The organism is Leptospira sp. GIMC2001 (genome assembly GCF_028462125.1).
GTDB lineage: Bacteria > Spirochaetota > Leptospiria > Leptospirales > Leptospiraceae.
This window is the reverse complement of the sequence record NZ_CP115467.1, coordinates 1-25,171: the sequence shown is the minus strand read 5'-3', so window position 1 is coordinate 25,171 and position 25,171 is coordinate 1. Positions and strand designations below refer to the sequence as shown.

General features: G+C 38.6%; 21 protein-coding genes. 8 read left to right on the top strand and 13 right to left on the bottom strand.

Going from position 1 to position 25,171, the window contains the following annotated elements; genetic code table 11:
* Window position 1 precedes the first annotated feature (1 nt).
* From O4O04_RS00105 to O4O04_RS00090, 4 genes are read right to left on the bottom strand one after another with little or no spacing between them, the layout of a single operon-like run.
* Complete coding sequence (locus O4O04_RS00105) at window positions 2-2,374, bottom strand: TonB-dependent receptor (protein WP_272531521.1); 2,373 nt, start codon at window positions 2,372-2,374, stop codon at window positions 2-4.
* A complete protein-coding gene (locus O4O04_RS00100) occupies window positions 2,361-2,747 on the bottom strand; it encodes a hypothetical protein (protein WP_272531519.1) in 387 nt (128 codons plus the stop codon). Before O4O04_RS00100 ends, O4O04_RS00105 begins: the two co-directional genes overlap by 14 nt.
* Window positions 2,747-3,226 carry a hypothetical protein gene (locus O4O04_RS00095; protein WP_272531518.1) on the bottom strand — a complete coding sequence of 160 codons (480 nt, stop codon included), beginning with the start codon at window positions 3,224-3,226 and terminating at the stop codon, window positions 2,747-2,749. Before O4O04_RS00095 ends, O4O04_RS00100 begins: the two co-directional genes overlap by 1 nt.
* Window positions 3,201-3,560 (bottom strand): LIC20211 family lipoprotein, encoded by a 360-nt coding sequence (locus tag O4O04_RS00090; protein WP_272531516.1) that lies wholly within the window; start codon window positions 3,558-3,560, stop codon window positions 3,201-3,203. The genes O4O04_RS00095 and O4O04_RS00090 overlap by 26 nt, the downstream gene beginning before the upstream one ends.
* A gap of 111 nt (window positions 3,561-3,671) precedes the next feature.
* On the opposite strand from O4O04_RS00090, the gene O4O04_RS00085 reads away from it, so the two are divergent.
* The 3 genes from O4O04_RS00085 to O4O04_RS00075 all read left to right on the top strand — a co-directional run bounded on the left by O4O04_RS00085 (window position 3,672) and on the right by O4O04_RS00075 (window position 6,854).
* Window positions 3,672-4,652: a glycosyltransferase family 2 protein gene (locus O4O04_RS00085; RefSeq protein ID WP_272531515.1), complete on the top strand. Its 981-nt coding sequence runs from the start codon at window positions 3,672-3,674 to the stop codon at window positions 4,650-4,652.
* Window positions 4,649-6,568 carry a hypothetical protein gene (locus O4O04_RS00080; protein ID WP_272531514.1) on the top strand — a complete coding sequence of 640 codons (1,920 nt, stop codon included), beginning with the start codon at window positions 4,649-4,651 and terminating at the stop codon, window positions 6,566-6,568. The genes O4O04_RS00085 and O4O04_RS00080 overlap by 4 nt, the downstream gene beginning before the upstream one ends.
* A gap of 121 nt (window positions 6,569-6,689) precedes the next feature.
* Window positions 6,690-6,854 carry a hypothetical protein gene (locus O4O04_RS00075; RefSeq protein WP_272531512.1) on the top strand — a complete coding sequence of 55 codons (165 nt, stop codon included), beginning with the start codon at window positions 6,690-6,692 and terminating at the stop codon, window positions 6,852-6,854.
* Between the two features lie 398 nt (window positions 6,855-7,252).
* Here the strand turns inward: O4O04_RS00075 and O4O04_RS00070 are convergent, their stop codons facing one another.
* Both O4O04_RS00070 and O4O04_RS00065 read right to left on the bottom strand, forming a co-directional pair.
* Window positions 7,253-8,218, bottom strand: a complete 966-nt coding sequence (locus tag O4O04_RS00070) for a P-loop NTPase family protein (protein ID WP_272531692.1) — start codon at window positions 8,216-8,218, stop codon at window positions 7,253-7,255.
* Between the two features lie 33 nt (window positions 8,219-8,251).
* On the bottom strand, window positions 8,252-10,264 hold the full coding sequence (locus O4O04_RS00065) for a protein meaA (RefSeq protein ID WP_272531511.1): 2,013 nt from the start codon (window positions 10,262-10,264) through the stop codon (window positions 8,252-8,254).
* Between the two features lie 100 nt (window positions 10,265-10,364).
* Here O4O04_RS00065 and O4O04_RS00060 point away from each other — a divergent pair, with 100 nt between their 5' ends.
* Complete coding sequence (locus O4O04_RS00060) at window positions 10,365-11,696, top strand: hypothetical protein (RefSeq protein WP_272531510.1); 1,332 nt, start codon at window positions 10,365-10,367, stop codon at window positions 11,694-11,696.
* Here the strand turns inward: O4O04_RS00060 and O4O04_RS00055 are convergent.
* Window positions 11,668-12,306: a lytic transglycosylase domain-containing protein gene (locus tag O4O04_RS00055; RefSeq protein WP_272531509.1), complete on the bottom strand. Its 639-nt coding sequence runs from the start codon at window positions 12,304-12,306 to the stop codon at window positions 11,668-11,670. The two genes, O4O04_RS00060 and O4O04_RS00055, sit on opposite strands and share 29 nt — an antisense overlap.
* An 82-nt stretch (window positions 12,307-12,388) precedes the next feature.
* On the opposite strand from O4O04_RS00055, the gene O4O04_RS00050 reads away from it, so the two are divergent.
* Both O4O04_RS00050 and O4O04_RS00045 read left to right on the top strand, forming a co-directional pair.
* A complete protein-coding gene (locus tag O4O04_RS00050; protein ID WP_272531508.1) occupies window positions 12,389-14,689 on the top strand; it encodes a sensor histidine kinase in 2,301 nt (766 codons plus the stop codon).
* Window positions 14,686-15,402, top strand: coding sequence for a hypothetical protein (locus O4O04_RS00045; RefSeq protein WP_272531506.1), 717 nt, complete (start codon window positions 14,686-14,688; stop codon window positions 15,400-15,402). Before O4O04_RS00050 ends, O4O04_RS00045 begins: the two co-directional genes overlap by 4 nt.
* A 63-nt stretch (window positions 15,403-15,465) precedes the next feature.
* Here the strand turns inward: O4O04_RS00045 and O4O04_RS00040 are convergent, their stop codons facing one another.
* Complete coding sequence (locus O4O04_RS00040; protein WP_272531504.1) at window positions 15,466-16,281, bottom strand: hypothetical protein; 816 nt, start codon at window positions 16,279-16,281, stop codon at window positions 15,466-15,468.
* 66 nt (window positions 16,282-16,347) lie between these two features.
* On the opposite strand from O4O04_RS00040, the gene O4O04_RS00035 reads away from it, so the two are divergent.
* The gene (locus O4O04_RS00035; protein ID WP_272531503.1) at window positions 16,348-17,652 is read left to right on the top strand and encodes a hypothetical protein; all 1,305 of its coding nucleotides are present in this window, start codon (window positions 16,348-16,350) and stop codon (window positions 17,650-17,652) included.
* Here the strand turns inward: O4O04_RS00035 and O4O04_RS00030 are convergent.
* Window positions 17,612-18,757, bottom strand: coding sequence for a 1-acyl-sn-glycerol-3-phosphate acyltransferase (locus O4O04_RS00030; protein WP_272531501.1), 1,146 nt, complete (start codon window positions 18,755-18,757; stop codon window positions 17,612-17,614). The two genes, O4O04_RS00035 and O4O04_RS00030, sit on opposite strands and share 41 nt — an antisense overlap.
* 78 nt (window positions 18,758-18,835) lie before the next feature.
* Here O4O04_RS00030 and O4O04_RS00025 point away from each other — a divergent pair, with 78 nt between their 5' ends.
* The gene (locus O4O04_RS00025) at window positions 18,836-19,654 is read left to right on the top strand and encodes a 1,4-dihydroxy-6-naphtoate synthase (protein ID WP_272531499.1); all 819 of its coding nucleotides are present in this window, start codon (window positions 18,836-18,838) and stop codon (window positions 19,652-19,654) included.
* Here the strand turns inward: O4O04_RS00025 and O4O04_RS00020 are convergent.
* The 4 genes from O4O04_RS00020 to O4O04_RS00005 all read right to left on the bottom strand — a co-directional run bounded on the left by O4O04_RS00020 (window position 19,640) and on the right by O4O04_RS00005 (window position 25,031).
* Entirely contained in the window at window positions 19,640-22,159 is a 2,520-nt protein-coding gene (locus tag O4O04_RS00020; RefSeq protein ID WP_272531691.1) for a discoidin domain-containing protein, read from the bottom strand. The two genes, O4O04_RS00025 and O4O04_RS00020, sit on opposite strands and share 15 nt — an antisense overlap.
* A gap of 5 nt (window positions 22,160-22,164) precedes the next feature.
* On the bottom strand, window positions 22,165-23,100 hold the full coding sequence (locus O4O04_RS00015; RefSeq protein ID WP_272531498.1) for a helix-turn-helix domain-containing protein: 936 nt from the start codon (window positions 23,098-23,100) through the stop codon (window positions 22,165-22,167).
* A 331-nt stretch (window positions 23,101-23,431) separates the two neighbouring features.
* Window positions 23,432-24,292 (bottom strand): ParB/RepB/Spo0J family partition protein, encoded by an 861-nt coding sequence (locus O4O04_RS00010; protein ID WP_272531496.1) that lies wholly within the window; start codon window positions 24,290-24,292, stop codon window positions 23,432-23,434.
* Window positions 24,276-25,031 (bottom strand): ParA family protein, encoded by a 756-nt coding sequence (locus O4O04_RS00005; protein WP_272531495.1) that lies wholly within the window; start codon window positions 25,029-25,031, stop codon window positions 24,276-24,278. Before O4O04_RS00005 ends, O4O04_RS00010 begins: the two co-directional genes overlap by 17 nt.
* Window positions 25,032-25,171: the final 140 nt, after the last annotated feature.

Here is a 25,171-nt window from a genome sequence, read left to right as displayed (position 1 = left end):
TTTAGAATCTCGTCTCCAAACCAATATTGATCAATGGGATAATCTGACCCCCAGGCAATTCCAAAGTACTAAAATCAAAACTTGGTGATGGATTAGTAAGCGAGTAAGGGAAGCCATTGTTGAAGCTCTGTCCCACTTCATTTCTCCTTGCATAGAAGTTGATTAATTCAAGGAAAAGATTCATATATCCCCATTCATAGTTGATGAATTTATCTATACGAACATCCATTCGGTGATAGTCAGCAAGCCTTGTGGAATTCTCAGCAGGTGATGTAACCGGATTGAAGAAAACTTGATTGGTCGCTGGGTTTCTAAATCTTCCGCCATCGTCTCCTATAATTGGGGTGATAGGAAAAGAGGACCGGTATTGCCAACGCACACCCAATTGATAGCTATCGTTGATTCTCCAACCATAGACGATATTGACAATATGAGTCTGATCAAAATTATAATATGTCTCAGGCGAAGTTCTTACGCTATCATAAAGAACTCGTCTTTCATTTGCTGATAGAACAGGAGTATTGAAAAATTGTTCTCCGAACACTGTGTTCGCATTTCGAAAAGTCTGTGACCAAGTATAAGCAATCCAACCAAACCAATCTCTAGTTCCAGGACGATTGGATTTCTTGATGAAGACTTCATATCCATGAGACCACCCTTCACCACGATTCGAAAAGTTCAGTCTCTTGTTGAAAAGTATGGGATTGCGAACAAAGTCAACAGGATCGGGATTGATTGCAACTGGTGTAGATATATATGGATCATTAGTTATACTATCTCTGAATTCTTGTTTGAAAACTTCTACCTTTAGCGACCATTCTTTAGTAACTTGTTGATCAAATCCGCCACCATACTTGGTCGCTCTTTCAAATCGTAAATCAGGGTTGCCTCCGGAACGAGAAGCTTGTGTATTAGCTGGGAAATGTGAGTATTCTCCAGCTCCACCAAAAAGAGTGAGACCCTCCATAACCTCAGGAAAAGTATAGGAAACTGTCCCCCTTGGCCCCCATACGCCTTGACGATTGACCCCCAGGTAATCATAACGAGTTCCTGGTTCAAATTTAAAATTGCCGAATTTGAATTGCAGTGTTGAATAACCATAGCTATAATTCGTTCGCAATTTGTCTGTTACACGATAGGATTCAAAAGCTGGATTCGCAGTGTCATAGGGATTGGGATTGCGATTCGAAGGATCGGTTGCGCGCACACTTGTTCCATCTAGAGTATAATTCAATTCGCGATGTTCACCGCCGAATTCGACTTTTAACCAATCAGCGAACTGATAGATTGCATCATCACGAATACTGATATATCCTGACCTTGTCATATTCGATGCGTCGATTGTGCCCAACGCTCCATTGAACCTGGTAAACGGAGAGAAGTTAATTAGAGTTACACGGTTGTTGAACTTCTCCGAAGGTGTCCAAGTATAACGAAGTCCTTGAGTAGCAAAACCGCGACCCAGTGCAACTCTCGCGCCAGAAAGCAAAGGAGAGGGCTCGCGAGTTGGATCGTTTGTGGGTCTTGGTCTGAGATCTGCTGCAAAACCATCTTGCGAACTCAAATGTGTAAACGAAATCTGATGTTCAGTATCAAAATTGTGTACAAACTTAATTTGTGCATCATGGTATTGAGGTAGTCGAATTCCTTCAGGAACGAGCCCAGTGAGTCCAATGGTATTCTCAAGATAACTCACTCGCCCGGCAACAATGAGATATCCCTTCCCATTGAAGGTTGGCGTTTGAAACATTGCATTGGTTGAAAATGCAGAAACAGAAAATGCACCTTCTTGCTTCACGACTGAATCGGTGAGTTCTATCTCGATCACACCTCCAGTAGCATTAAAAAAGCGTGCAGGATATGCTCCCGTATATATATCAATGGATTTGATCAAGTCATTGTGGATGACTGAGTTGAGTCCTAGAAGGTGAAAAGGATAGAGAATCGGGAGATCGTCCACAACATAGGTGTTACGCGAAGGATCAGCTCCACGAACTTTGTATCGAGAAAGAACTGTTTTTTCTTTCTCGCCTGTTACGGTTATTCCACCTTTTGGTGCTTCGACCTTATCGGTATAGACTGTAACGAGTTCACCTTGTTCGGATACACTTCTTTTGATCTCTTGCATTCCAGTAGCTCTTAGAATACGAAAAGTATATGTTCCAGCTTCCGGAACACTTGCCTCAAAATAACCGTCGGCATCAGTTTGAGCGAATTTCTTGGTCTCAAAAATCATTACCGTAACTTCGGGCTCGCCCTTTTCCTTAACTCGTGAATATATCCTTCCGCGAAAATCAATCGCTTGGAGACTCTCAGCTAAGAAAAAAAAACTGAAGACTAGGGTGGTGAAAATTTTAATATTATAATTTCGCATCTATAAAATCCAAGAAATTGATTCCAGGGGGTATCTCTCTAACTTCTTCTAAGTAAATCATCACACATGCGATCGGGAATGAATTCAACGGACATTCGGTTCGCAATATTGCAATCGTGCACAAGTCGATATTTCTTTGTGGAACCTTCTCGGATACAACAAACAAATATTGACTGGGTATAGGATTGCCACATTCTCTCGCTTTATAGCTAATTGCCGAGTAGATTTGACTATTGGCTTCATCAGAATCTAGAGTTGTATCCGCTACACAGCCGAGGCTAGATAATAACACCAACCCTATAACAAAACTTAATAAAAATCTTCTATAAGGATTAAAATATTTTTGTATAGATATTGGTGTGATTTTTTTCATTATCTTTGCTTAGTTTTTGTATCTGCTTTTGTATTTGTTTTTTTATTTCGGTTGTCCGTCTCAATGACTTCTGTTTCTCTCTTGAGAGAAACTACCATTCCTTGAACTTTTAGTACGGAAACCGTTCCAACTGGATAATAATAATGAGTTTCATGCCAGTATTGTATGTCAATCAAGGATTGGCCATCAGGAACTTTTTGTACGGCCTGGCTCATTGCGTATTCAATATCCAAATTATTCGTCACAGGAAACAACCCGAACAAGAATAGAGTTGAGGATTCTCCTTCTGAATGAGTGAGTTTCGTGTATTCAGAAGACCGAATAATCGTTGCTGATGGAGTCAGGCGTATTACTCGACTATGCCCACCTTTATCAACAAATCCTCCCATACAATCTATGAGAAAAAATATTACAAGGAATGAAAAAGAAAGTTGTAAATATTTTGCGAAGCGATTATTTTTTCTTAGGATCGTTTTCAAATTTGACTGCCTCAGCATTGATACCGAATCGATTGATCGTAACAAAGAGAATGATGATCTTATCATTCCAATGGCGGATATTGATAAGTGCATCGGCTTCTTTCTCATTGATAGCTTCTTGGATGATTGTATCAACCGGGGGTTTCGATAAAGGAATCCCGATGAAGGCAAAATCTATCGTGAACCAATGTTTGGATTTTTCAACTGGTCCTATCACTGAATACTTCTGGTCAACGATGGGAATGTTGCTTGTTGCAATCCCAGCACTTGCTGTTGCACAGTTGCTTAGGAAAGAGAATAAAATGATAAGGCTGATTACTAAAAGTTGTTTCAAAATTCAATGCCCCCGTTCCAATAAACTAAGCAAAAAGAGTGGGTCAATGATAAATCCTATAAAAAAATTCTATTTTCCTATTTATCAAATGAAAATATGACTAGAGACGTAATGAGCAAAAATAGCAACATTCAACTATCTATTGTAATTCCAATTTACAACGAGCAGGGTATCATTCCAGAATTAGTGGATCGGTTGGAATCCGTAAAAGTTCAGATACGCAAAGATTTGCAGATATCACCAGATAAGGTAGAGGTCATATTAGTTAACGATGGCTCAAAAGACAATAGCTTCTCCGTTATGCGAAGTATTTCCGAGACTACAGCGGGTTACAGGCTAGTAAATCTTTCTCGAAATTATGGCCATCAACTTGCGACAACTGCAGGGATCGATGTCTCTCGAGGTCAAGCTGTTGTAGTTATGGATGGAGATCTTCAAGATCCACCTGAATTTATAATCGAACTCTATCGCAAGATGTTAGAAGGATATGATGTTGTATATGCAAGAAGAAAAAAGCGTCCAGGCGAATCCATATTCAAATTAGCTACTGCAAAAATATTTTATAGAATTCTCAAAAAAATAACCAGCTTCGACATTCCTCTAGATACAGGTGATTTTCGCATCATGTCTCGTCGTGTAGTCGATGTTTTATGCTCCATGCGTGAATCACATCGCTATATTCGAGGTTTGATTAGCTGGATTGGATTCCAACAAACTGGAATTGAATACGAACGTGCAGAGAGATTCGAAGGAAGCACCAAATTTTCTATAGGAAAAATGATAAAATTTGCCGTAGATGGAATCACCTCGTTCTCTGCTATCCCTTTGCGACTTGCGTCTTATCTTGGTATGGCGACAGCCTTTCTTGGATTTCTATACGCAGCCCATGCAATCTACCTGAAAATGTTTACCCAGGAAACGATTCAAGGGTGGACATCCATGGTCATCATAATTCTTTTGTTAGGTGGGATACAGTTACTTTCCATTGGCTTGATTGGAGAGTATTTGAGTCGAGTTCATGAAGAAAGCAAGAAGCGACCACTCTATGTCATTGAAGACATCTATGAAAACGTTTCAAGGAAGAAGAAATGAATCCTCAGGTACGAAATCATTCGATTATTGATAAACTTTTAGGATTTATATTACTTACGATTGCAGCTGTAAGCATTTATCATTTTTCTACAAATGCTTGGAACTATTTTCTTGAAGTTTGCCCGAATACAGATGTTCTAACTTGGGACGAAAATATTCGCCTTAACAATGTTTTAGATCAATACTCGGATTTTCGAGATGGAAATATTTTCCGAGCGATCCATCCCTTTTTGGAATCACCAACATGGCCTCCGTTAAGATCCATAATCACATTGGGATTGTTGTACATTCCAACAAAATTGCTTGGTTTACCAGAAAACCTTTTGATAACAGAGTTTGATTCGCTAGTAGGACTCCTTTTCCTTATTGCTTCTTTTGTATCTATAGCATTAATTTCTTATCTAATTTTGAAGTCTTGGCTGTATTCAGGAGTGATCACTCTATCAAGTGTTGGGTTCATCCTTCAAACTTATGAAGTGCCGGCGTACAGTATGTCCTCTATGCTTGAGACTCAATCTATGTTTTTTCTCATCTGGAGTATATACTTCTTGTACAAATTGTACGAAGATACGCAAAGATCAGATCGATCTCCTTCTACAAAAATTCGGTGGGGACTTGGACTCTCTCTGGTTGGATTCTTCTTTACTAAATATCCTTATGGGCTTATGCTATTTATCGCGATCCTGTTTGTAGAAATTTTAAGATCACCAGGATCAATTGGGAATTTCATTCGTTATGCGATGGAGAATCACTACAAGGGCATTCGGAGAATTTTTTTCCTGATCGTTGTACTTACTGTGCTTTCTCTTCCTTTCTTGAGACTATTCGGTGAACTGAATCTAAATCAAAGGCCTTTCAAATTGTTTTTATACTATTTTTCTCTTCCTGTATTCTTGGATTTTAATTATTTTCTATGGTCACATCGCAAGAAGATTCAAGAAAAGGTAAGTGTATCCATACAGTGGATCTATCTACTTGGAATTTTGCCATGTTTATTCTGGATCTATACCAATCCGGACAGAGTGTCCAGTCTTATCGATGCTCAGATGATTGTGAACCATTATACTAAGAGTTTTTTCTTGAGTTTGGTGTCTTCTCATTCCGGGGATATGATGATGCCTATGGCAGTCTTTGATGAGCCTTGGGCAATACGAATATTACTTGTATTCGCCTTTTTATCTATATCAATTTATATTATAAAAAACCTAAAGAAATCAAAGATTTTAGGAATCGTTTCGAATCCGCTTCTCTCGGTTAGTTTGATTCTCTTTATGCAACTGCTCATACTCGAGACTACGACAGGAAATAAGCAACTACGCCATATTCTTCAATTTCTTCCAAGTTTAGTGCTATTGCTTTGGGTTTGGGTATTTCAATTATTGAATATTCGAAAATTGAATTCGATGAATTCTTATATCATTCAGGCCTTGGTTGCGATTGTTTTCTTGGTTTCTCTACTTTCTCTTGTTGGCATTAATGGACTTTGGGCGAATCGATTTTTTGGAAACAAACATATCTGCCTTCGTGGCGAAGATGCAAATATTTTTGAACCAGCGCGCTGGATTGCCGCACAACTTCCAGAAAATAAGAATCTAATTCTATTCAATGGATTTCATGATGGATTCAATTACGACAAGTCAGGGCGTCTGATCGCATCTGAGATTGATTTAAAGATTCGATTGGATCGCTACAAGACTCAGAAGATACGAAATGATAACAAACACAAATGGAAGACTTGGAGCGACTTCGATGAACTCGTGTTCATCAGTTATTCATGCAAAGATGAAAATCTCCATGCGAAACTAGCCAAACGGGCAGAAGATACGAAATCTCAATTGCAGTCCATCCAAAAGATTTCGCATCCTTCTGGCGAATATTGTCTAGAGCGATACAAAATCAGTAATTTATTAGAATGATCTAAAAATCGAATATGCATCCAGATGGAACAGAAACTGTAACACTTAGAAAAGAATAAGAATCTGACTTAATTAGTTCTAAACTGATCAAAACCTCAATCATATATGCGAATCAGCTAAAATGAATGAGGTTTTTGTATGTCTACCGGATGGAATCCCGTTTCCTTTTGGTAAAAAGAATTTTGTTACCCATTATCAAGGATTTCGCAGAAATACAGCTCTTGAGATGCAGAAACCAATTGGAAATTATAGAATTTTATCTATCGCGGAAAGTTTGGAACATTAAGATATTAAATTTGAACCTGTCTTAATCATACTTTGCCTTTTTGAAAACGACATACGTGATTTAAAGCAAATAAAAATATACCATACATCGATTTAATCCAGCCACTTAGGGCAGGTACTGCGGTGTCTTTGTGTGAACTGTATTTTTCCCGAAGGAAATTGTGCCTAATTAAGATAAGTAGTCTACCAATTTCACTTTGCTCTTATGTAAATTAAATTTGCATCAATTAATTGGGATTTCTTCAGCCCGTGCGGAGCACTTACATCCCCCAGCACCACTCAGCCGCTAACGCTCTTTTGTTGTTGTGGTGCTGGACTTAACGGTAAACTATCTATCGTGACCTGTCCAGCATAACTTTCCGAAGGAAATTGTGCTGGGGGAATGTAAGTGCGTAGCCATTAAACCAACTCATCGCTTGCTTTAACTTTGAGTAACTCCAAAAAGCGGTTCTCCATCTCTTCGTAGTTTTTACTATTAGCAAAAATGGAATCCCGATCAGAGCGGACAATTCGCACGCCAAATCTTCCGTATTCGTTTCGAATCCACTTTTCTAGTTGATTCCAAGCTTCTACTTTTTGATCTTTGGGTGATGGTCGCTGTGCAATATGCGAATATACTTCTTCGATTCCAGTTTTTTTGACCACCGATGTCTTAAATACCGGCGGTAATTGGCGACCAGGGAGAACATCTTTTAGAAACTCTAAAGTAGTTAGAAGCAAATGATAGCTGGAATTGGCAAGACTCTCCTCATCACATTTATTGATGATGAAGGCATCGGGAGTCTCCATAATCCCACTTTTCATAAATTGCACTTGATCTCCACCTAATGGCTGCAAAACAAGAAAGGATAGATCACATAGTAGAGACACTTCTATCTCATTTTGTCCAATTCCAACAGTTTCCACGATCACATAATCGAATAGATAGCGCAAGAATCGAATAACATGATAAGTATATGGATTGACGCCACCGAGCTCTAATTGAGAAGCTTGCGAACGAAAATACACTCTTTTCTCTCGCCTTGGCAGTATAACGCGCGTTCTATCACCAAGAATTGATCCACCCGAACTCTGGCTGGAAGGATCAATCGCAACAATTGCAATCGATTTGTCTTTTTCGATAGCAAGAAAATGTCGAATCATCTCGCCGATCAGGGAAGATTTGCCAGCCCCAGGAGTACCTGTAATTCCTACAGTGAATCCTTTATTTTCAGGGACTCCCATTTTATGCAGTTTTTGGAAAATTTGACGACGACGCATCCTCCCATCTGAACGCTCTAGATGGGATATAACACGTGCTATAGCATATTTCTCAAGATTGCAAGCGTCACGGAGTAGGGCAGTCAGCTCCGTTTCATCAAGCAATCCATCATTTCCTTGATGGTCCAATTCGATCTTTTAGGCAGCAGCCTGTGTAGACGATACCAAATCGATGATTTTCTCCATAATAGTCATCAGATCATAGTCTTTCGGAGTAAAAACCTCACGAATTCCTTGTTTCTTGAGACTCGCAAAATCTGACTCTGGAATAATACCACCCATAATGACAGGAATTCCCGCCTTATAGTGTGTTAGTTCATTGAAGATCTGTGCGGCAATCTCATTATGCGAACCAGAAAGAATCGAAATTCCAATAACGTCCGCATTTTCTTCTACAGCTGATTGAACGATATCTTCTGGAGACAAACGAATTCCGGAGTAAATCACATCAAAGCCTGCATGTTTTGCTGATACAGCGATCATTTCAGCACCATTTGAATGGCCATCTAACCCAGGCTTTCCGACAACAATCTTGGGACGATGTCCCGTTCTTTCTAGGAATGCATTTACCTTTGCTCGAACTCGGTTTGTTTTCTCATCTTCGATTTTGAGAGACTGTCCTTCAACTCCAGTAGGTGGTTGGTATTCACCAAAAACTTCTCTCAAAGTATCTGACCACTCACCAGTAGTCACTCCAGCTTTCGCGCACTCGATCGATGCTTCCATCAAATTCACGTTAGACTTAGCTTCTGACTTCAATCTTGTGAGTGCAGCTTGTACTCGCGAAACATCACGTTTCGATTTTACTTGGTTCAATACCGATAGAGTTTGTTCTGCCGATTTAGGATCGACTTTGAAAACTCCGCCGTCTTCTCCTTCGAGAAGAGGGGACTTAGTTCCATCTGTCCACTTATTCTTACCAACGATGATTAACTCACCCGAGTTGATCTTGGACAATCTGTCCGTTTGCGATTTGACCAATTGTGATTTCATGTATCCTGTTTCAATCGCTTTGATCGCACCACCCATATCCAAAATTTTATGTATTTCGGAATAGGCTTCTGCTTTGAGTGCGGCTACTTTTCCTTCTACAACTTTTGAACCGTCAAAAAGGTCAGGATATTCCAAAAGGTCAGTCTCATAGGAAAGAACTTGTTGAAGACGAAGAGACCACTGTTGATCCCAAGGTCGCGGAAGTGAGAGCGCTTCATTCCATGCAGGAAGCTGGAGAGCACGGCATCTTGCATTCCGGCTCAATGTAACCCCTAAGGTTTCAATGAGTATTCTCCAAGCATTGTTTTCTGGCTGTTCTTCAGTGAGTCCAAGTGAATTTACCTGAACGCCATATCTGAACACTCTGTACTTTGGATTCTTAACTTTATAACGTTCTGTTGTGATTTCTTCCCACATCTCAACAAATGCGCGCATCTTGCACATTTCTTCCACAAAACGAATTCCAGCATTGACAAAAAATGAAATCCGACCCACGCATTGTTCGAATTCTTCATCTGTGAAACAATTTCTTTCCTTGATAGAATCGAGGATTGCGATCGCCGTTGCTAGAGCAAAAGCCAATTCCTGACTTGGAGTTGCACCCGCTTCTTGCAAATGGTATGAACATATATTCGATGGATTCCATTTCGGAATGTTATGTAGACAATATTCATACATATCAACGATTATACGAATCGATTCCGCAGGAGGGAAAATATAAGTTCCTCTTGCAAGGTATTCTTTTATCAAATCATTCTGGGTTGTGCCTTGCAATTTTGCCAATGGAACACCACGTTCTTCAGCTAAAGCAATATAAAGAGACAATAACCACATGGATGTACCGTTGATCGTCATTGAAGTATTCATTTCCTCAATAGGAATCTGATCGAAGAGGATTCTGAAGTCTTCTAACGAATTGATCGGAACCCCAACTTTGCCTATTTCAGGTTTGGAGACATCATGATCCGAACTATATCCGCATTGAGTAGGCAGGTCAAATGCAATAGAGAGACCAGTCTGTCCTTTAGATAAGTTCTTTCTGTACAGTTCATTGGAAGCTTTAGCATTGGTATGCCCAGCATAAGTACGAAAAATCCAAGGCTTGTCCTTAGTCGGGTTACCTTTTTCGTCATAGAGAATGTGGTCTTTTTTATCCATATTTATCCAGTTATTACATTTCTTATGTAAAAGGTAAAATCTTCTGGAATAATTTCAGCTAAATTTTAAAACAGGATTGAGAAAAACTGTTGGAAAAAAAATGAATCAAGATAAAAAACCTCTCAATCCGCTTCAGTTTTTCCTTTCCATTCTCATTCTTTTTGTGATATTTCTGATCTTTTTGTTTCAGAGACCAGTGCCTGCCAATCCAGAGACCTACTCTTATCTTGCAAATCTGCGGGCTGTGACTGAAAGTGGAAGTTTTTTTGGAATCGATGAACCTCTTCCTATAATGCTTTTGTACTTTTGGAAGTCTTTATTCTCACTCAATTATCTTACAGCTTTTCAATCACTTGCAGCTTTACTTTTTAGCATTAGCTTGCATCTTCTACTACTTCTATTTAGAAAAACACAATGGAAAGCGAACCATTACTTCTTGGTCTATCTCGCTTCTTTTCTTCCTCTATCTCATGAATTTCCTCTAACATACTTCAATGAGTTATTAGGACTCGTTTTTATTCTATTGATTTTTCATACATTTCGAATGGAAACTTTTCTCGATCTTTTATTGTTTCCAGCACTTGTGATCGTTGCTTTCTTTTCTGATTTTCGAATGTTCTTACTTGGGTTTAGTATTTTTACAATCTATCAAGGCACTAAATCCATGCAGGCAGTGCGTTCAAGAACAACAGTGTTTTACAAAAGAAAGAACATTCCGTTCATCATCATGATCTCTTACTTCTCAGTCCTAGCAGTTATGCTAATCAGTTTTTCGGCAGTCGATTTCTTTTCACAAACATCTTTCTATGATCTGATTGCACATTGGAGTCTCATAATTTTCCATCTTGGTCCGTGTATTCTAATACTCGCAATTGGGAATATATTGCTTGGAACCGAGAAAGAACTGAACACACGAACCTTTACGGGCATTCTCATAATATCCATATTTGCAGTGATTTTTTACAATTATAGCAGCTATGATAGCAAGCTAGATGACCAATTGGAAAATATAAAAGAAGACTATGTGAGATCGCAATCTCGAATCCAAGGGATTGGGCAAGTGTATAGCAATCCTGTCCTTTCTAATTATCTATTCTTCCAGACCAAGATCGCACATAAATACATTGGCGCAAGCACTAGAGAAGACTTTAGCTATTTGCATATTGATGATATATGGCAAGCTGACCTCAACGAGATTAACAAGCGCTATACGATCAAGCGTAAGGATAGAAAAGTAGAACTCTATCCATTGGGCCAGAAATCCATTCTAATCTCCAAAACTATAGAAGATCGAATTGCTAAAGAACCTGAGACAAATCTGTACAGAAAGAAACTAGAAGACACAATTGCAAGTATGCAAGAGAAAAGACCTTTTTTAAATTTTCTAAGATGGCAGCAGAGATTTATAGGCTATTCAAATTCTCAATATTGATATTTGTCTTTTGATTCATAAGCTTTTCAATCTTTTGTAGATAGTCTTGAGTTTCACGAAAAGGTGGAACCCCATTGTATTTCTTAACTGCGTTTGGACCTGCATTGTATGCTGCAAGAGCTAGCTTAGTATCACGGAACTGATTCATTAGATCTCCAAGATATTTGGTTCCGCCTTCAACGTTTTCCATCGGATCCATTGGATCTTCAACACCAAGAATCTTCGCCGTACTTGGCATAAGCTGCATCAAACCTTGTGCTCCTTTAGGCGACACCGCACGAGGATTGAAGTTGGATTCTGTCTGGATGAGTGCTTTTACCAAGTCAGGATTCAGTCCATTTTTGGCAGACTCAACTTGAATTTTATTCTCTAATGGGGATAGACTGGAGGGTTCTTTTTCTATACCTCTAACTGCATTCGAGTCAAAAGCGTTGATTTCCGTTGAATTCTTGACTCCATCTTGCATATAATCCTGAAAACTTTTCTCTTGATTGGATAGATTTGGCTGAATTTCTACCGCAGATTGGGGTTTTTTCGGTGATACTAGATTCTCAATTTCTCGAATCCGATCGAAAATTTTAGAAATAGAGGGAATGTCAGTCATCTTCATATTATGTCACATCGGTATATTTTCTAAAAAAACTCTATGTTTTTTTTCTAACCATAAGCTTTTAGTAGAAGTGATAAAGATCATGATAACCGACCGGATTACTTCTCTTCCGGTTGCTCTAGCCGCAAAGAAAGGCTTTTTCGATAATTTAGGAAATGGGGTAAACCTCAGATCCTGTGTGGACTACAAAAGCATTCTAACATTGCTTGAAGCTGGGCGAATTGATTGCGCGGAAATCCCAACAACAACTTATATATACGATTCCTTTCTCAAGAAATCCAAGATCAAGCGACTTTTCAAAGGAATGTATCTATCACATTCGCCTATGAGTTTCTATGCGCGTGCCTATTTCAAGCCATACGAAATCGCTAAGAACAAAACCTATACTATTCCCGTACCAAATGCACTCTCTCCCGAAAGGTTTTTTACGGAGAAATTTATAGAACAGTATTTTACTGACAAAATTCCCAAACTTCGATTTGTTGAAGTTCCATACTATCTGTACGAAAAGTATCTAAGAAATGCCAATACACTTGGAACGGTTGGTGACTCATTTTTTATACCTTTCTTGAACAAATTCAATTCGTTTGCGATGAACGAAATGTACACTCTACCAGATCTTGCTGGTCAACATATTCCAGCTACTATGCTTGTCTTCAACGGACATTTTGTTAGCAAATTTCCCAAAGAAGTGGATCAACTACTGAGAGCGGTAAAAAGCGGAATCGAATTTATCAACAACTGCAACCCAGAAAGAATTGATATGCTCGCAACAGAATTCAATTTGACGACTCATTATCCACATTATCGTCTTGGAGAATTCAAGCAGCTCTTGATGAGAAACCACCTTCACTCCGAAAAACTTTTTCATTGGAGAGGCAATACTGCATCTCTTGGGCATCTTATGAAGGATCATTTCTTTCGAGGAATCAAGAGAGAGATCACACCTAGCGAAGTTGATTCAATCATGGATTTCTCGGAAATATGGGATTCACTCGAGGCAACAAATGAATTTATTCCCAATCTTCCAACATTTCAATCCCCTGGAGCAGCAACGCAATATTCACCAAGTCTCATCAACTATCGTAAGCAGAATTACACTCGTAATCTTATTACCGATGCGATTTCCATTTCATTGGATTTCCTGGAAGGCAATTTAGATTCTAGACTGAATTTGGATGATAGCCTTCGAATAGACAACCGAGTTCGTATTCATATGAATAATATGCTAGACTATCTCAATTCAGAAATTTTTAAACTAAATGAGCATATTATTGAATTAGAAAATATCAATTCGATTCTAGAAATCAAATTAGACAGAAACTCAGTAAATTTGCAGTATTCCGAAGAGAGGTATCGCTATCTATTTGAGTTTTCCAGAGAAGCTCTATTTATAGTTGATGCGGACTCAGGCGAGATCATCGAATCCAATCTACAATTTAGATTGATGACTGGATATTCAAGAACAGATCTCTCAAGAATCAAAATTGATGACCTCATTGTCGGACAGAACATTCGGTCTTCTCTCTATTTCAAAAAAGATCGCACAGATTCAATGCTCCATATTCCAGATGGAGAAATTGTTCTGAAGGACGGAACAAGATTAGGTGTGGACATTTCCATCAACTCGATGTTAGTTAGTCCCAAAAAACGATACCAGATCATTCTTCGTGATAACCGTGAACGCCTCGAATCGGAGAGAGCTAAGCATGAATTTATTTCCAATATTAGTCATGAACTCAGATCACCCATGACCAATATTCGTGGATATTTTGAACTGCTTAGCGATGATCCTAACATCCGATCCAAACCGGAAAATGAAGAAATGTTCAATATCATTGATAAAAATATAAAAAGACTTAGCTTTCTCATCGAGAACTTACTCAAGATTGAGAAAGTGAATCCTGAACCCGAGAATGAAGCGATAGAAATTTTTGATCCAGCTACAGTAATCGAAGATGTAATCCATATGAATTCTCATCTATTCAATGAAAAGAAACTGGAAATTATTCCTACACTTGAACGTGGGATTTTTATTAAAGGAATTCGATTTGAATTCTCGCAAATTGTTTCCAATCTATTTGTAAATGCGATTAAATATACATCACAAGGGGAAATTCATCTAGACTTGAAAACAGATAAAGATAGAATACTCTTCATAGTAAAAGATACAGGACTTGGAATTCCAGAGAAATACAAAAATTCTATCTTCGAAAGATTCTTTCGCGTTCCAAGTGATGCGAACAGAAAAATCGGAGGAACAGGACTTGGTCTTTCGATAACAAGATCTTTAATTGAAAAAATGAGTGGTGAAATTACGATCTTTAGTGAAGAGGGGAAGGGTTCTACATTCCAAGTAGAATTACCTAAATTAAAGCAATGAACCAGAAAACCATTCTATACAGTTTAATAACAATCATCTCTCTAATTCTTGCCTATTTTCTTTTCCTTCCATCCAATCAAAAAAAAAGAAATGCAGATGGATCTCTGGAATCAGCAAAGGATGTAAACTATAGCAATAGCCGAGAAGCTTTGCTATCAGAAAAAAAAGATTCTTCGCTATTTGATTCAGAGAATGGTTTCTTGGATTTTTCTAGTTCATCAACATTAGATACCCAATCCTCAAGCAGTAATCCATCCAATCCAATAGCAATCACGCCAGAAGAAAGAGCTAGACGCAAACAACTTGCAATCGATAAATTCCAAAATCTTGCAAAAGTCTTTCCTAACAACCGTTATATTCCTAGAAAGCTCACACCAGAACAAGAAGCTTCTCAGAAAAAACGTGAAGCAGCCATGAACTCTCTCTATGAGCGAGTATTGTACGGTGATGAATTGAATCCTGATGAGAAGATCTATTTCTATCAAAACAAGAGATTGGAATCCACAGAAAAATTGGAATTACTCGATTATGTAAAAACCACATTTGAGCAGAGAAATGGCTTCTCTGAGACAACGAAAAATCTATTAGAATCGAAAAAAGATTCTATCCAAAAAAGACTCGCAACCTATGAGAATGAATTAAATGATGCAGTCAAATTGGGTGGATCTGAAGGCAACTATACTCCTCCAGAACTTAGCGAATACGAAAACTAATTTTATCGTTTTCGTAATACCAATCCTAATACATCGACAATAAGAATATTTATAATAAGAGATTCAATTTTTATTATTTTTTAAAGTCTTTTTTTTCGAGATAGATTTCTTAGTTTTCTTCTTTGCTGGTTTCTTTGCTTTTGTGGATGTTTTCTTTGTCTTCTTCTTCGCTTTTTTCTTGTTCGATGCTGCAATCATTGACTTAGGCAATTCAGGAATCTTAGTCGCAAGAGTCATACCTGATATTTTTTTGGAAACTTCCATCATCTTTTTTGTTCCAAGGACTTCAATGAGACTGAGTGAAGCAGCAAAGCCAATCGTTTTAAAAAGCGATAGCATATTCTCTACGCCAAAGAATTCAAGAAATATCGGAATCTCATCAATTCCTCTTTTTGTAATCCACTCCTTTGATTGATCCAATGTTAGAGTTGATGCAATTTTTGTTAGCTTGTCCATTCCAGACTTGCTTGCAAGCTCAATTACTTTTTCAGTACCAAGAAGTTCCCATAACGCAATCGTTTTATCGATACCAACTTGATTGAGTGATTCAACCAAAGCCTCTCTAGTAAGATCCATAACCATCAAGCGAACACAGGCAGGCGGAATTTTTTTAGAGATTCTTACTATATCTTCTACAGAAAAATTTTCGAGAAAATAAGCAATGTCTTCCTCTGGTAAAGTTTCCATTGTCTCTAACAAAAGAGGCTCCGGTAATTTTTGAACCAACTCAATGATTACTTCGTCGGACAATCTCTTGGATAGATACAACATCTTGGACCGATCCGCTTTTTCGGTTAGAGCAAAAAGTTTCTCATAACCTAAGCCTCTCATGATCTGAAAAGATTTCTTAGGGCCGAGCTCCTCAAGAGATTTGTACATATGCTGCATTGTATCAAATAGTTTTTTCAGAAGACAACTCCCTATAGATCTTACAAACTGGGTTCTATGAAAAAGAGATTTCCCATATTGTCAACTGTAGTCTTCTTAATAACAATATCTTTTTTAATACTATGGAAGATTTCGCAATATGATTGGAATCTCTCAGCCTTGATCGGAATTTGGAGCGGATTTGCACAGTTGAATCCATTGTATATTCCTGATGAGTTCATTCTGTTCAAAGAGGGTGGATATGATGGTCAATTCTTCTTTCTAATAGCTAGGTATATTTATGAAGGATCAAGCCTCCCTTTTCCAACCCTTGATTCATTTTATTTCCGTTTTCATAGGCTTGGACTCTCCATCATTGCAGGAATCACAATTCCATTCTTCGGTGCTAGATCCTATCCGTATTCGAGCCTATTCATTCTCACGAGTCTGCATATTATTTCCAGTTGTATTCTCTACAAAATCACTTCACGGATAAAACCAAGTGAAGACTCCAACAAAGCGAATATCAAAAAGCTGGAATTCAAAGCGGACAGATTGAACTTTCTTAGTTTGTTTTATTTTCTCTCACCATTTTCATTGCTCGGAATTTTATTATTAGTTTCCGATCCCTTGCTTGTATCTCTTTCCATCATAGCAACTTATTTAGTATTGTTTGAAAGATTGCAAATCATGGAAAGGAAAGTTCATTCAAGGAACAATAAACAAATTGATTATTATTTTATATTTGGTGTGATAATTTTTTGCTTTGCTCTTACCGTTCGCGAAACTGCACTTTTTATCATCACACCTCTTTTGTTATTCTTTATAATAGAAAAAAACTTCAAAAAAACTCTGTATTTATTCATTCCAATTATCACTTACATATGTTTTTTACTTTGGTCGCAGTCTCTCGAAGTTCCGTTCGCTGGGACATTACCTCTGCGATTCTTGGACATGATTGACTATCCACTTTTTGGTTTTGTCAAAAGTTTAGAATTCACTGATCCTATATCGGTCAAGCAGATTGCACGAGAATCTATCAAATTCTTTTTATTTGCCATCTATCTTCAATTGATCGCTAACGCTTGGAATATCTTTCAATATACTTCAAAATCAAGAGTCTATTTGGCTTTATTATTACTACCAGTTGCCGGGACTCTCGGAGTGATCACCATAGGGGAACAAGGTTATTGGAGAAGTTTTGATAATCTAGCTCGAATGTTTACGATGACAGTACCAATCGTGATCATTGCTAAGGCTTACTTTCCGAACTATAAAGATTTTGGATTTCTTTATAGTTGCGGAATACTTTTTCTATTTTTGATAGTTAGGGTCGTATTAATTACACAACCGATGAAGTATGTAATACACTATTCTCTTTGATAAGGTTGATTGCACCCGATATCGTTTTTTCGTGAAACTTAAGTTGATTTCTGTGATAGAGAAAAGGTCTTTCTTTTTTATAATTTCTTACTTTCTCGCCAGATTTCTCATCATCATAACGAGATCCTTTATTCAAAGTGCCAGATCCAGCTAAGGAAATAATTTTCTTCGAAATCATCAAATCTAGAATCTTATCCAATGCCTGAGAATCTTTACCATTTAGCAGACCTTCTGCGATACTTATGCCTTCTATCTTCTTAATTGCTGTTGCATATTCATAGACACGATCTTTGATCCAATCTCGAGTTTTACCTACGAAATCTTCTGTCGTTAGAACAAAAAATGATAATAGATTGCCCGGAGTTACAACAAATAATTTGCCCAAACGCTCTTTAATATTGGCAGCAATCTCTTCTTTTTGTAAAGAATGCGGAACATGAAAAATTTCACCAAAATTTATATGCACTGAAGGTTTCTTGCGAGATAGATAATCATAAGTAAAGTTGAAATAGAAAAAATTCAAATCATCGCGTTTTTTGGACAGATAAGCAATTCCATTCTTCACTTGTCTTAAGTATCCATCATCGCTGAATGCACCTTCTGGAAAAATTACCACATTTCTTCCTTTTTCTATATTATCCGCAAGCACCTGCCAATCCTTCTCAACCTGATCACGCATAGATCCTTCTTTTAGAAGGGCGCGAGCATTGTCGCGAAATGGCCGTTTGACGGGGACAGCTCCAACAATTTTAAAAAGTGCAGGCAAAATATTCGTTTTATCAATAAAATGCAGAAGTAATTTTGCAATTCCCTTAGGTCGAAATTCTTTCACTAGAAAATTCTTTTGGATCATATCTTCACGAGTAGGAATTGTATATTTTACACGAGGGCTTTTTACCAACATATGCACGCTGGATAGAGCAGGGATATCGGACTCAGCAACATGATTTGCGAAATAGACTGTGGGGTAGGGTAGGTCGAGTTTTTTAACTTTTCCATCGGGAAAATAGTGATACACTTTCGAAAAAACAAATTTGGAAACCAAATAAACAATACTGATTACAAATTCAGGAAACCATCCGTATTTTTGGATTTTTGTAGCCACAGCAATCTCCCCCTAGTGTTATGGAATTGGAATTCCAAGTCAGTTTAGAAAATCTGGATGGGAGGAAAAGAATTTTTCATGAATCAACCAAGCAATCTTACCCTTGCATACTCTCCATGTCCTAATGATACTTTTTTATTTTATCATCTTGTTCATTCCAATCTAAGTAATCTGATCACGATACAAGAAGAACTCAAGGATGTGGAAGCTCTCAATCAATCAGCACGCGCAAGTAAATATGATATTACGAAATTGTCATTTGCTGCTTTCTTTCAGCTTAGGCAAAATTATGAACTATTGGATTCGGGTGCAGCTCTCGGAAGAAATTGTGGGCCACTGCTGATTCGTAAAAAGGGAAGCAATACATCAATCCATTCTGCAAAGAAAATTCTCTCACCAGGCGCAATGACAACAGCAAACTTGCTGCTCGAACTCTATTCGAACAAATTGTCCAAAGAACTACCCATATCCTTTGTAAGATATGAAGAAGTGATCCCTAAGTTAATGAATGGAGAAGCTGATTTAGGTGTAATCATTCATGAGGAAAGATTTACCTATCAAAACTTCAATTTAGAACTCGTCGCAGATCTTGGTCAATGGTGGGAAGATGAAACGGGCTATCCGATTCCTCTCGGCTGCATTGCTATAAAGAAATCCATCTCCGATGATATAAAGAAGGAAGTTGATGCAACTTTAAAAAAAAGCCTAGAACTCGCTTGGAACAATCCGGTTATTCCACAAGAATACATTTTGCAAAATTCTCAAAATAAGGAATTGTCGGTTGTCCAAGCACATATTGATCTATATGTCAATCAGTTCACCAAATCACTGAAAGGCGAAGGTGAACGTGCAATAACTGAACTAGAAAATAAATATATTGCTCTAGCCCAGAGATAACATAACTAAGATCGATCCTCGCTCTTTTTTGGAAGGTTCAAGTGCTTTGGCAACTAGACATCCAGGCTTGATTTTGTTTGGATCTGCTTTTACTGCATAGCCGCCAACAAGACCACTTACAAGCAAGTCACCTGGTTGGATATTTCCCATCGAAGGATCCACATTCAACATAACGACTCCAAACACTGCAACCAATCCATCATTGTTATTTTTCTTGGGTGCGCCCAAAACGAGACTCGCATGACTTACCAAAACTCCAATAACATTGGTCGCATAAGGATTTTTGGATTTTGCAAGTTTTCCTGGTTCGTCAGTTGTTATCAAGAGATCTCCCACACCAACTACGTCTCGTGTATCCAATTGAAAAATCCGTGCGATACAATCCGTATTTTCACGGAAATGAATTGCAACGCTCCCTTTAAAAACACTGTCACCTTCAGCAAAAACCGCTTTGTTTGATCCAGGAACATTACGCTCAGGAATACCGTTACCCGAAGCATGAATCGCATAACCAGACTGTGACGCAAAAACTCCGCCATAACCTGCTTTGCTAATTCCGAGTATTCCACTAGATGATTGAGACGTTGAACCTGACATTCCGAAGACGCCAGATTGATCTCCAAATCCAATCACTCCATCTCTTCCGCCAACTGCCGAAATTCCAGCACCTTCTGGATTTTCATTTTTACCAAAAATCGCAGAATGATTATTAGGTGGCGGAAATATACCTTGGAATGGGGATGCAACATTTCCGGTCAAACGAATCAATCCAGTATGTGAGGCATAGTCGTGATCTTTTGGCGCATAATTGTGCTCGTGGGGCAAGGGGAGCCTTGAATCACTCAACCTTTTGTCATCAGAACTAACCACCTTGCCTGGAGTAGAAGATCCATCCAGAGCAATCGTCACAATTCCTGCATCATCCACTGTGGCCGTTTTTAGCCTTTTATCATCACCTTGAACAACGACGCCCGATTTGGACTCACCTGAGCGTGCAAGTTGTACGATACCTAGATTTTCGGTTGTTGCAACACGAAGCCTTTTATCATTACCTTGAACAGCAGAAAGAGGTGATTCATCACCATTTGAAGCAAGTTTTACAATCCCTTTTGCTTCAGTTGTAGCATCTCGCAGTCGTGGATCATCACCCGTCACTACTTTGCCAGGAATTGTTTCGTTTGCTTGTGCCAAAATTACCAAACCCGGATCTTGAAAAGTTGCTCGTCTTAGACGCCTGTCATTTCCTTGAACAACAACTTCAGGGCGTGTCTCTCCGTCGGATGCAAGCTCAACGATTCCGGGATTTTCAGTCGTAGCCTTGCGAAGTCTCTCGTCATTTCCTTGGATTACTACACCAGACTTAGATTCGCCCGAACGAGCAAGTCTAGTTAAACCATGCGCAAGCTCAGTTGCTTCTTTAAGTCTACGATCATTTCCTTGAACAACAACGCCTTGTCTATCTTCACCATCTGTTGCAAGTTCGACGATACCTTTGTACTCAGTAGTAGATTCTCTGAGTCTCCTATCGCTACCTTGTACGGCAACGCCTTCTCTCGTTTCTCCGTCAACAGCAAGCCTAACCATTCCCGACCTAAGAACGGAAGCATAAGGAAGTGGTCCTTGAGTTTTACTGGACTTTTCAGAATCTCCAGCATCAGCAGAAGCAAAAAATTCTACTTCTATAATCTCTGTTAGATACTTTGTTTTTTGACCATATCTTTCTTGTTTGCAAATTATTTTAACAAATCTTGCATTTACTGGAAGAAATCTCCATCTGTACCAAGTTCCAGGCTCAGCCATAAAAGTCGGCTCTTCCATAAGCTGATGCCATGAAAGATCATCTTCGCTGTAGAAAACTGTAAATTTTTCCGGGAAATTTGTTTCTTCGTCTTTCTTGGATAGCAACCGCAGTTCTTCGATTCGGTGGATGGCAGATAAATCAAATGTCAAAAATTCTTCGCTAGGCTCTGATTTCTCCAATGATGCCCAACCGTAATCAGGTCTTGTATCGATGAGATTTTCTTTTACTCTCAGGCGATCTGCTTCACTACTCGCATCAATTTTCGTTATCCCCGAAATCATAACCAAGAATTGACCAAAAGCCAATCGAAATTTTCCTGAGTCCGTTCTTCTTGTAATTTTGCCGATGAATTTTACATACTTAGCTGATGTGAGTGAAAAGTTCCAAGCAGCGACTGTTTTCTGTGCACGCTTATATCCAGATTCCTGAATGATAGGTTCCCAATATTTTCCATCTTGAGACATCTCGATGCGAAAGGCATCCGGGAAGGCATCGTGTTCGCCTGTTAGTGGGTGCAGTTCAATTCGGTTAAAATGATTGTTATCAGGACTCAATTGGATAATCAATGAAGTGAGACCAGACTTGTCGGTCTCTTGAAGATAAGATACTACTTGTCCATTTTTTTCTTCGAAAATTCCTTCAGTTTGGATGCCAACTGGCTGGACTAGCCTAGGATGACTGATTCGGATCGGTTCATTACTCATATAATTCAAAAAATTCTGTTCTCCACTTTAGGGGAAGCAAAAACCACAGTGAGATTCGATTCTGCTTCTTCCGAAAAATACCGCTCAATTAAGCTTTTTTGTGCAATTGAGATAGAACTGTTCACGCAGAGTACAGATCCATCTACACAAATATCCAATTTTTTAAATTCGTTTGCTGAAGAGGTGGAAAGGTGAGATTCAGCCCATTCCAAAAATCCTTTCCAAGAAACAGGGGAAGGGATCCGATTAGCTGAATACTGCCCATTTTTAAGCGAATCTTGCAAGAACTGCACTCGATTCTTGCAGATAGCTTTAAGATATTGAAGGTTGCTATGAAGTCCTCGCTTTTCTGCTTCACGATAAGCATAATAGAAAACATCTGCACCGAAATCTTCCAAAAGGGAAGCCAGACTCATCTTAGAATTCGATAACTCTTTGGATTGTTTTTTTTCTTCTGAAAACTCCGAATCGTCAGATTCATTTCCTGATTCTTTGGTTCTATTATGTTGGTTATTGTTAATAGTTATCTTAATATGGTTCGGGGTTCCATCCATAACCCCCTTTGAACTACCCTCATAATCCCCAGAGGCATACTGATTTGCCACCCTGTGGGGTATTCCTGTATCGCCCAGAGGTGTAATTTTAGAACCCTCATAATCAAAAAGAAAATAAAACTTTGTGCTTTTCCTTCCGGATCCTGCGATCGTATGAATAAGTCCGTGCTTTTCCAGATCTCGCTTTGCCTCCACAATAGATTTCTTGGTTTTGAATCCAGTCAGACCCATCAATGTTTCTGTATTCGGCCAAACAGGCTTAAAATGGAAGTCTGAGAATTTCAATAGCACCGGATAAAGTGTCCGGGCAGAAGAAGACAGCAGGGCCCAGACCCCTGAGTCTATAACATCCGTCATGATACGAATGTATGGTTGGTGTTCGCTCATATCTCACCCCTTTGAGGATTCTGCAAAAAAAATCCTAATTTTAATCAAAAATGCCCAAAGGGAGTTGACTTTAATACGACATAAGTTAAATTATGTCTCATCCAACAACATTCCTTCGGGATCACCCGACCCCTGGATTCCCAGGGGTTTTTTTTCTAACTGGGTGCTACTTGTATATAGGTATAGCTTTCCCAGACACCAAAGAAGTACTACATTGGTGTTTACTAGATTATGTCACATTATCTCTATTTCTTCCTTTCTGTCAACCCAATTCGTGGCAAAAATTGGGAAAAAATATGTCTAAGTACATGTCAAGTTAGTACATGTTTAGTTAGAGGTTGAATTTTTTCGGTATTTCTTTTTTTACAAATTTGTAAATTTCCATCAATAAGGCCGGATCTGAGCATTCTATGTTCACGGAGTCTGGTTTTTTGATGAAGCGAATCCCCGGATTTTTGTTCTGATCCGAATTTTTTAGATTTGGAAACAAGGGAGAAGGTTGGGGAGAACTTTTGGATACTTCTTCGATTCCTGGGCTTCGATTGAACTCCTTTGCTTCTTTTACGGTTCTGAGTTCTCCCGATTTGTATCTTTCGAGGAATTCTTCGAAATTGCCTTTTTTTTCCGCTTGAGCTGCTTGAACCAAGAGATTTTTGTTTTTGATTTCCAGTTCTTTGCAAGTCTTCATTGCCTTGGCAGACATTCCGACTATACTAATGATCTCTGTCATATAACTTCGGCTTTTGCTGAACATGTCGGCAAGTTCCGAATCCGTATATTTGTATTCCTTTTTTAAATGGTTGAGAGCATCCGCTTCCTCAAAAGCAGAAAGATCTTCCCTCTGAAGGTTTTCGATGATGGCCAATTTATAGATTTCTTTTTCATTTCTGTCAAAAATTTTGCACTCAATTTCACTCCAGCCAAGACTCGAGGCGGCGTGATATCTTCTCTCACCAGCAATGATTTTGAATCCATCCTCATCGTTGACATCTCGGGCAACAACAATAGGCTGCAGAAGTCCTTCTGCTTTGAGTGAAAGTGCCAATTCCTCAACACCTTTTTTCCGGTCTTGTCGGGGCTGAAGAGTTGAGGGTCGAATTCTATCTAATCTAATTTTGCGAATAGTACCATCTAATGATTCCGATTTAAAAACATCTGCAAGAGAACCTAATCTTTTACCCTTTGAGCTCACTTAGAACCTCCTCGACGAATCCTTCATATTCTTGCGCTTGTCTGCTTGATTTATTGTAATCAAAAACGGACTTTTTGGCTAAGTGACTTTCTCCAACAGCTACTCCATCTGAAATACTATTTTCGAATATTTTAAAATACTTATTTAGTACCGGAACTATTGTTTTGGTCAAAAGTGTCTGAGGCTTGAGCTGAGTGATCAATGCTCCCATAATTTCAAGATTTGGATTTATCCGCTTCTTTATGCTTGTAATGGTTTGCTGGAGTCCAACAATTCCGTCCACGGAGAATTTTTCAGCTTGGAGAGGGATGATCACAAAACTAGAGGCAACGAGAGAGTTGATCGTAAATATGGACAAACTTGGAGGACAATCAATTATACAAAAATCAAAATCCGCTTCTATTGTCTGGAGGGAATCTCGTAGAATATAGGGAGCTTCGACAGAATTATTGCTCATAGCTTCCATCTCTGCAAGGTTCATTGACGATGGAGCGAGAAACAGACTCTCATTGTAAACGGGAACGATAACATCCTTCATCTTTGCTTTCTTTTGGAAAACATGATAAATATTTTTAGAGGCAGTCTCTGGATTAATAAAAATTCCTGTGGAATTAGCCTGAGGATCCATATCAACCAATAAGGTTCTTTTTTTACGTCTGGCTAAGCCTATGGCAAGGTTAAGTGAAGTAGTAGTTTTGCCTTCTCCACCTTTTTGATTTGCTATTGAAACTGTGATCATATTGCCTGGGCTCTCCTCTTGAAGCGTTAGTTATAGGTCGTTTTTCATCAAGGAAAAATCTATTTTTCTCTTCAATTGTCGGATATCCGACATCGCAAATTGAATTCTTGGATTTTGTAATTAACTAAAGGAAACTGACT

Coding starts and splice junctions, on each gene's coding strand:
- O4O04_RS00060 (WP_272531510.1), top strand. CDS start 10,365: ATGAATCAAGATAAAAAACCTCTCAATCCGCTTCAGTTTTTCCTTTCC.
- O4O04_RS00005 (WP_272531495.1), bottom strand. CDS start 25,031: ATGATCACAGTTTCAATAGCAAATCAAAAAGGTGGAGAAGGCAAAACT.
- O4O04_RS00025 (WP_272531499.1), top strand. CDS start 18,836: ATGAATCAACCAAGCAATCTTACCCTTGCATACTCTCCATGTCCTAAT.
- O4O04_RS00050 (WP_272531508.1), top strand. CDS start 12,389: ATGATAACCGACCGGATTACTTCTCTTCCGGTTGCTCTAGCCGCAAAG.
- O4O04_RS00055 (WP_272531509.1), bottom strand. CDS start 12,306: ATGAAGATGACTGACATTCCCTCTATTTCTAAAATTTTCGATCGGATT.
- O4O04_RS00065 (WP_272531511.1), bottom strand. CDS start 10,264: ATGGATAAAAAAGACCACATTCTCTATGACGAAAAAGGTAACCCGACT.
- O4O04_RS00100 (WP_272531519.1), bottom strand. CDS start 2,747: ATGAAAAAAATCACACCAATATCTATACAAAAATATTTTAATCCTTAT.
- O4O04_RS00085 (WP_272531515.1), top strand. CDS start 3,672: ATGAGCAAAAATAGCAACATTCAACTATCTATTGTAATTCCAATTTAC.
- O4O04_RS00015 (WP_272531498.1), bottom strand. CDS start 23,100: ATGAGCGAACACCAACCATACATTCGTATCATGACGGATGTTATAGAC.
- O4O04_RS00080 (WP_272531514.1), top strand. CDS start 4,649: ATGAATCCTCAGGTACGAAATCATTCGATTATTGATAAACTTTTAGGA.
- O4O04_RS00045 (WP_272531506.1), top strand. CDS start 14,686: ATGAACCAGAAAACCATTCTATACAGTTTAATAACAATCATCTCTCTA.
- O4O04_RS00020 (WP_272531691.1), bottom strand. CDS start 22,159: ATGAGTAATGAACCGATCCGAATCAGTCATCCTAGGCTAGTCCAGCCA.
- O4O04_RS00040 (WP_272531504.1), bottom strand. CDS start 16,281: ATGTACAAATCTCTTGAGGAGCTCGGCCCTAAGAAATCTTTTCAGATC.
- O4O04_RS00105 (WP_272531521.1), bottom strand. CDS start 2,374: ATGCGAAATTATAATATTAAAATTTTCACCACCCTAGTCTTCAGTTTT.
- O4O04_RS00035 (WP_272531503.1), top strand. CDS start 16,348: ATGAAAAAGAGATTTCCCATATTGTCAACTGTAGTCTTCTTAATAACA.
- O4O04_RS00075 (WP_272531512.1), top strand. CDS start 6,690: ATGAATGAGGTTTTTGTATGTCTACCGGATGGAATCCCGTTTCCTTTT.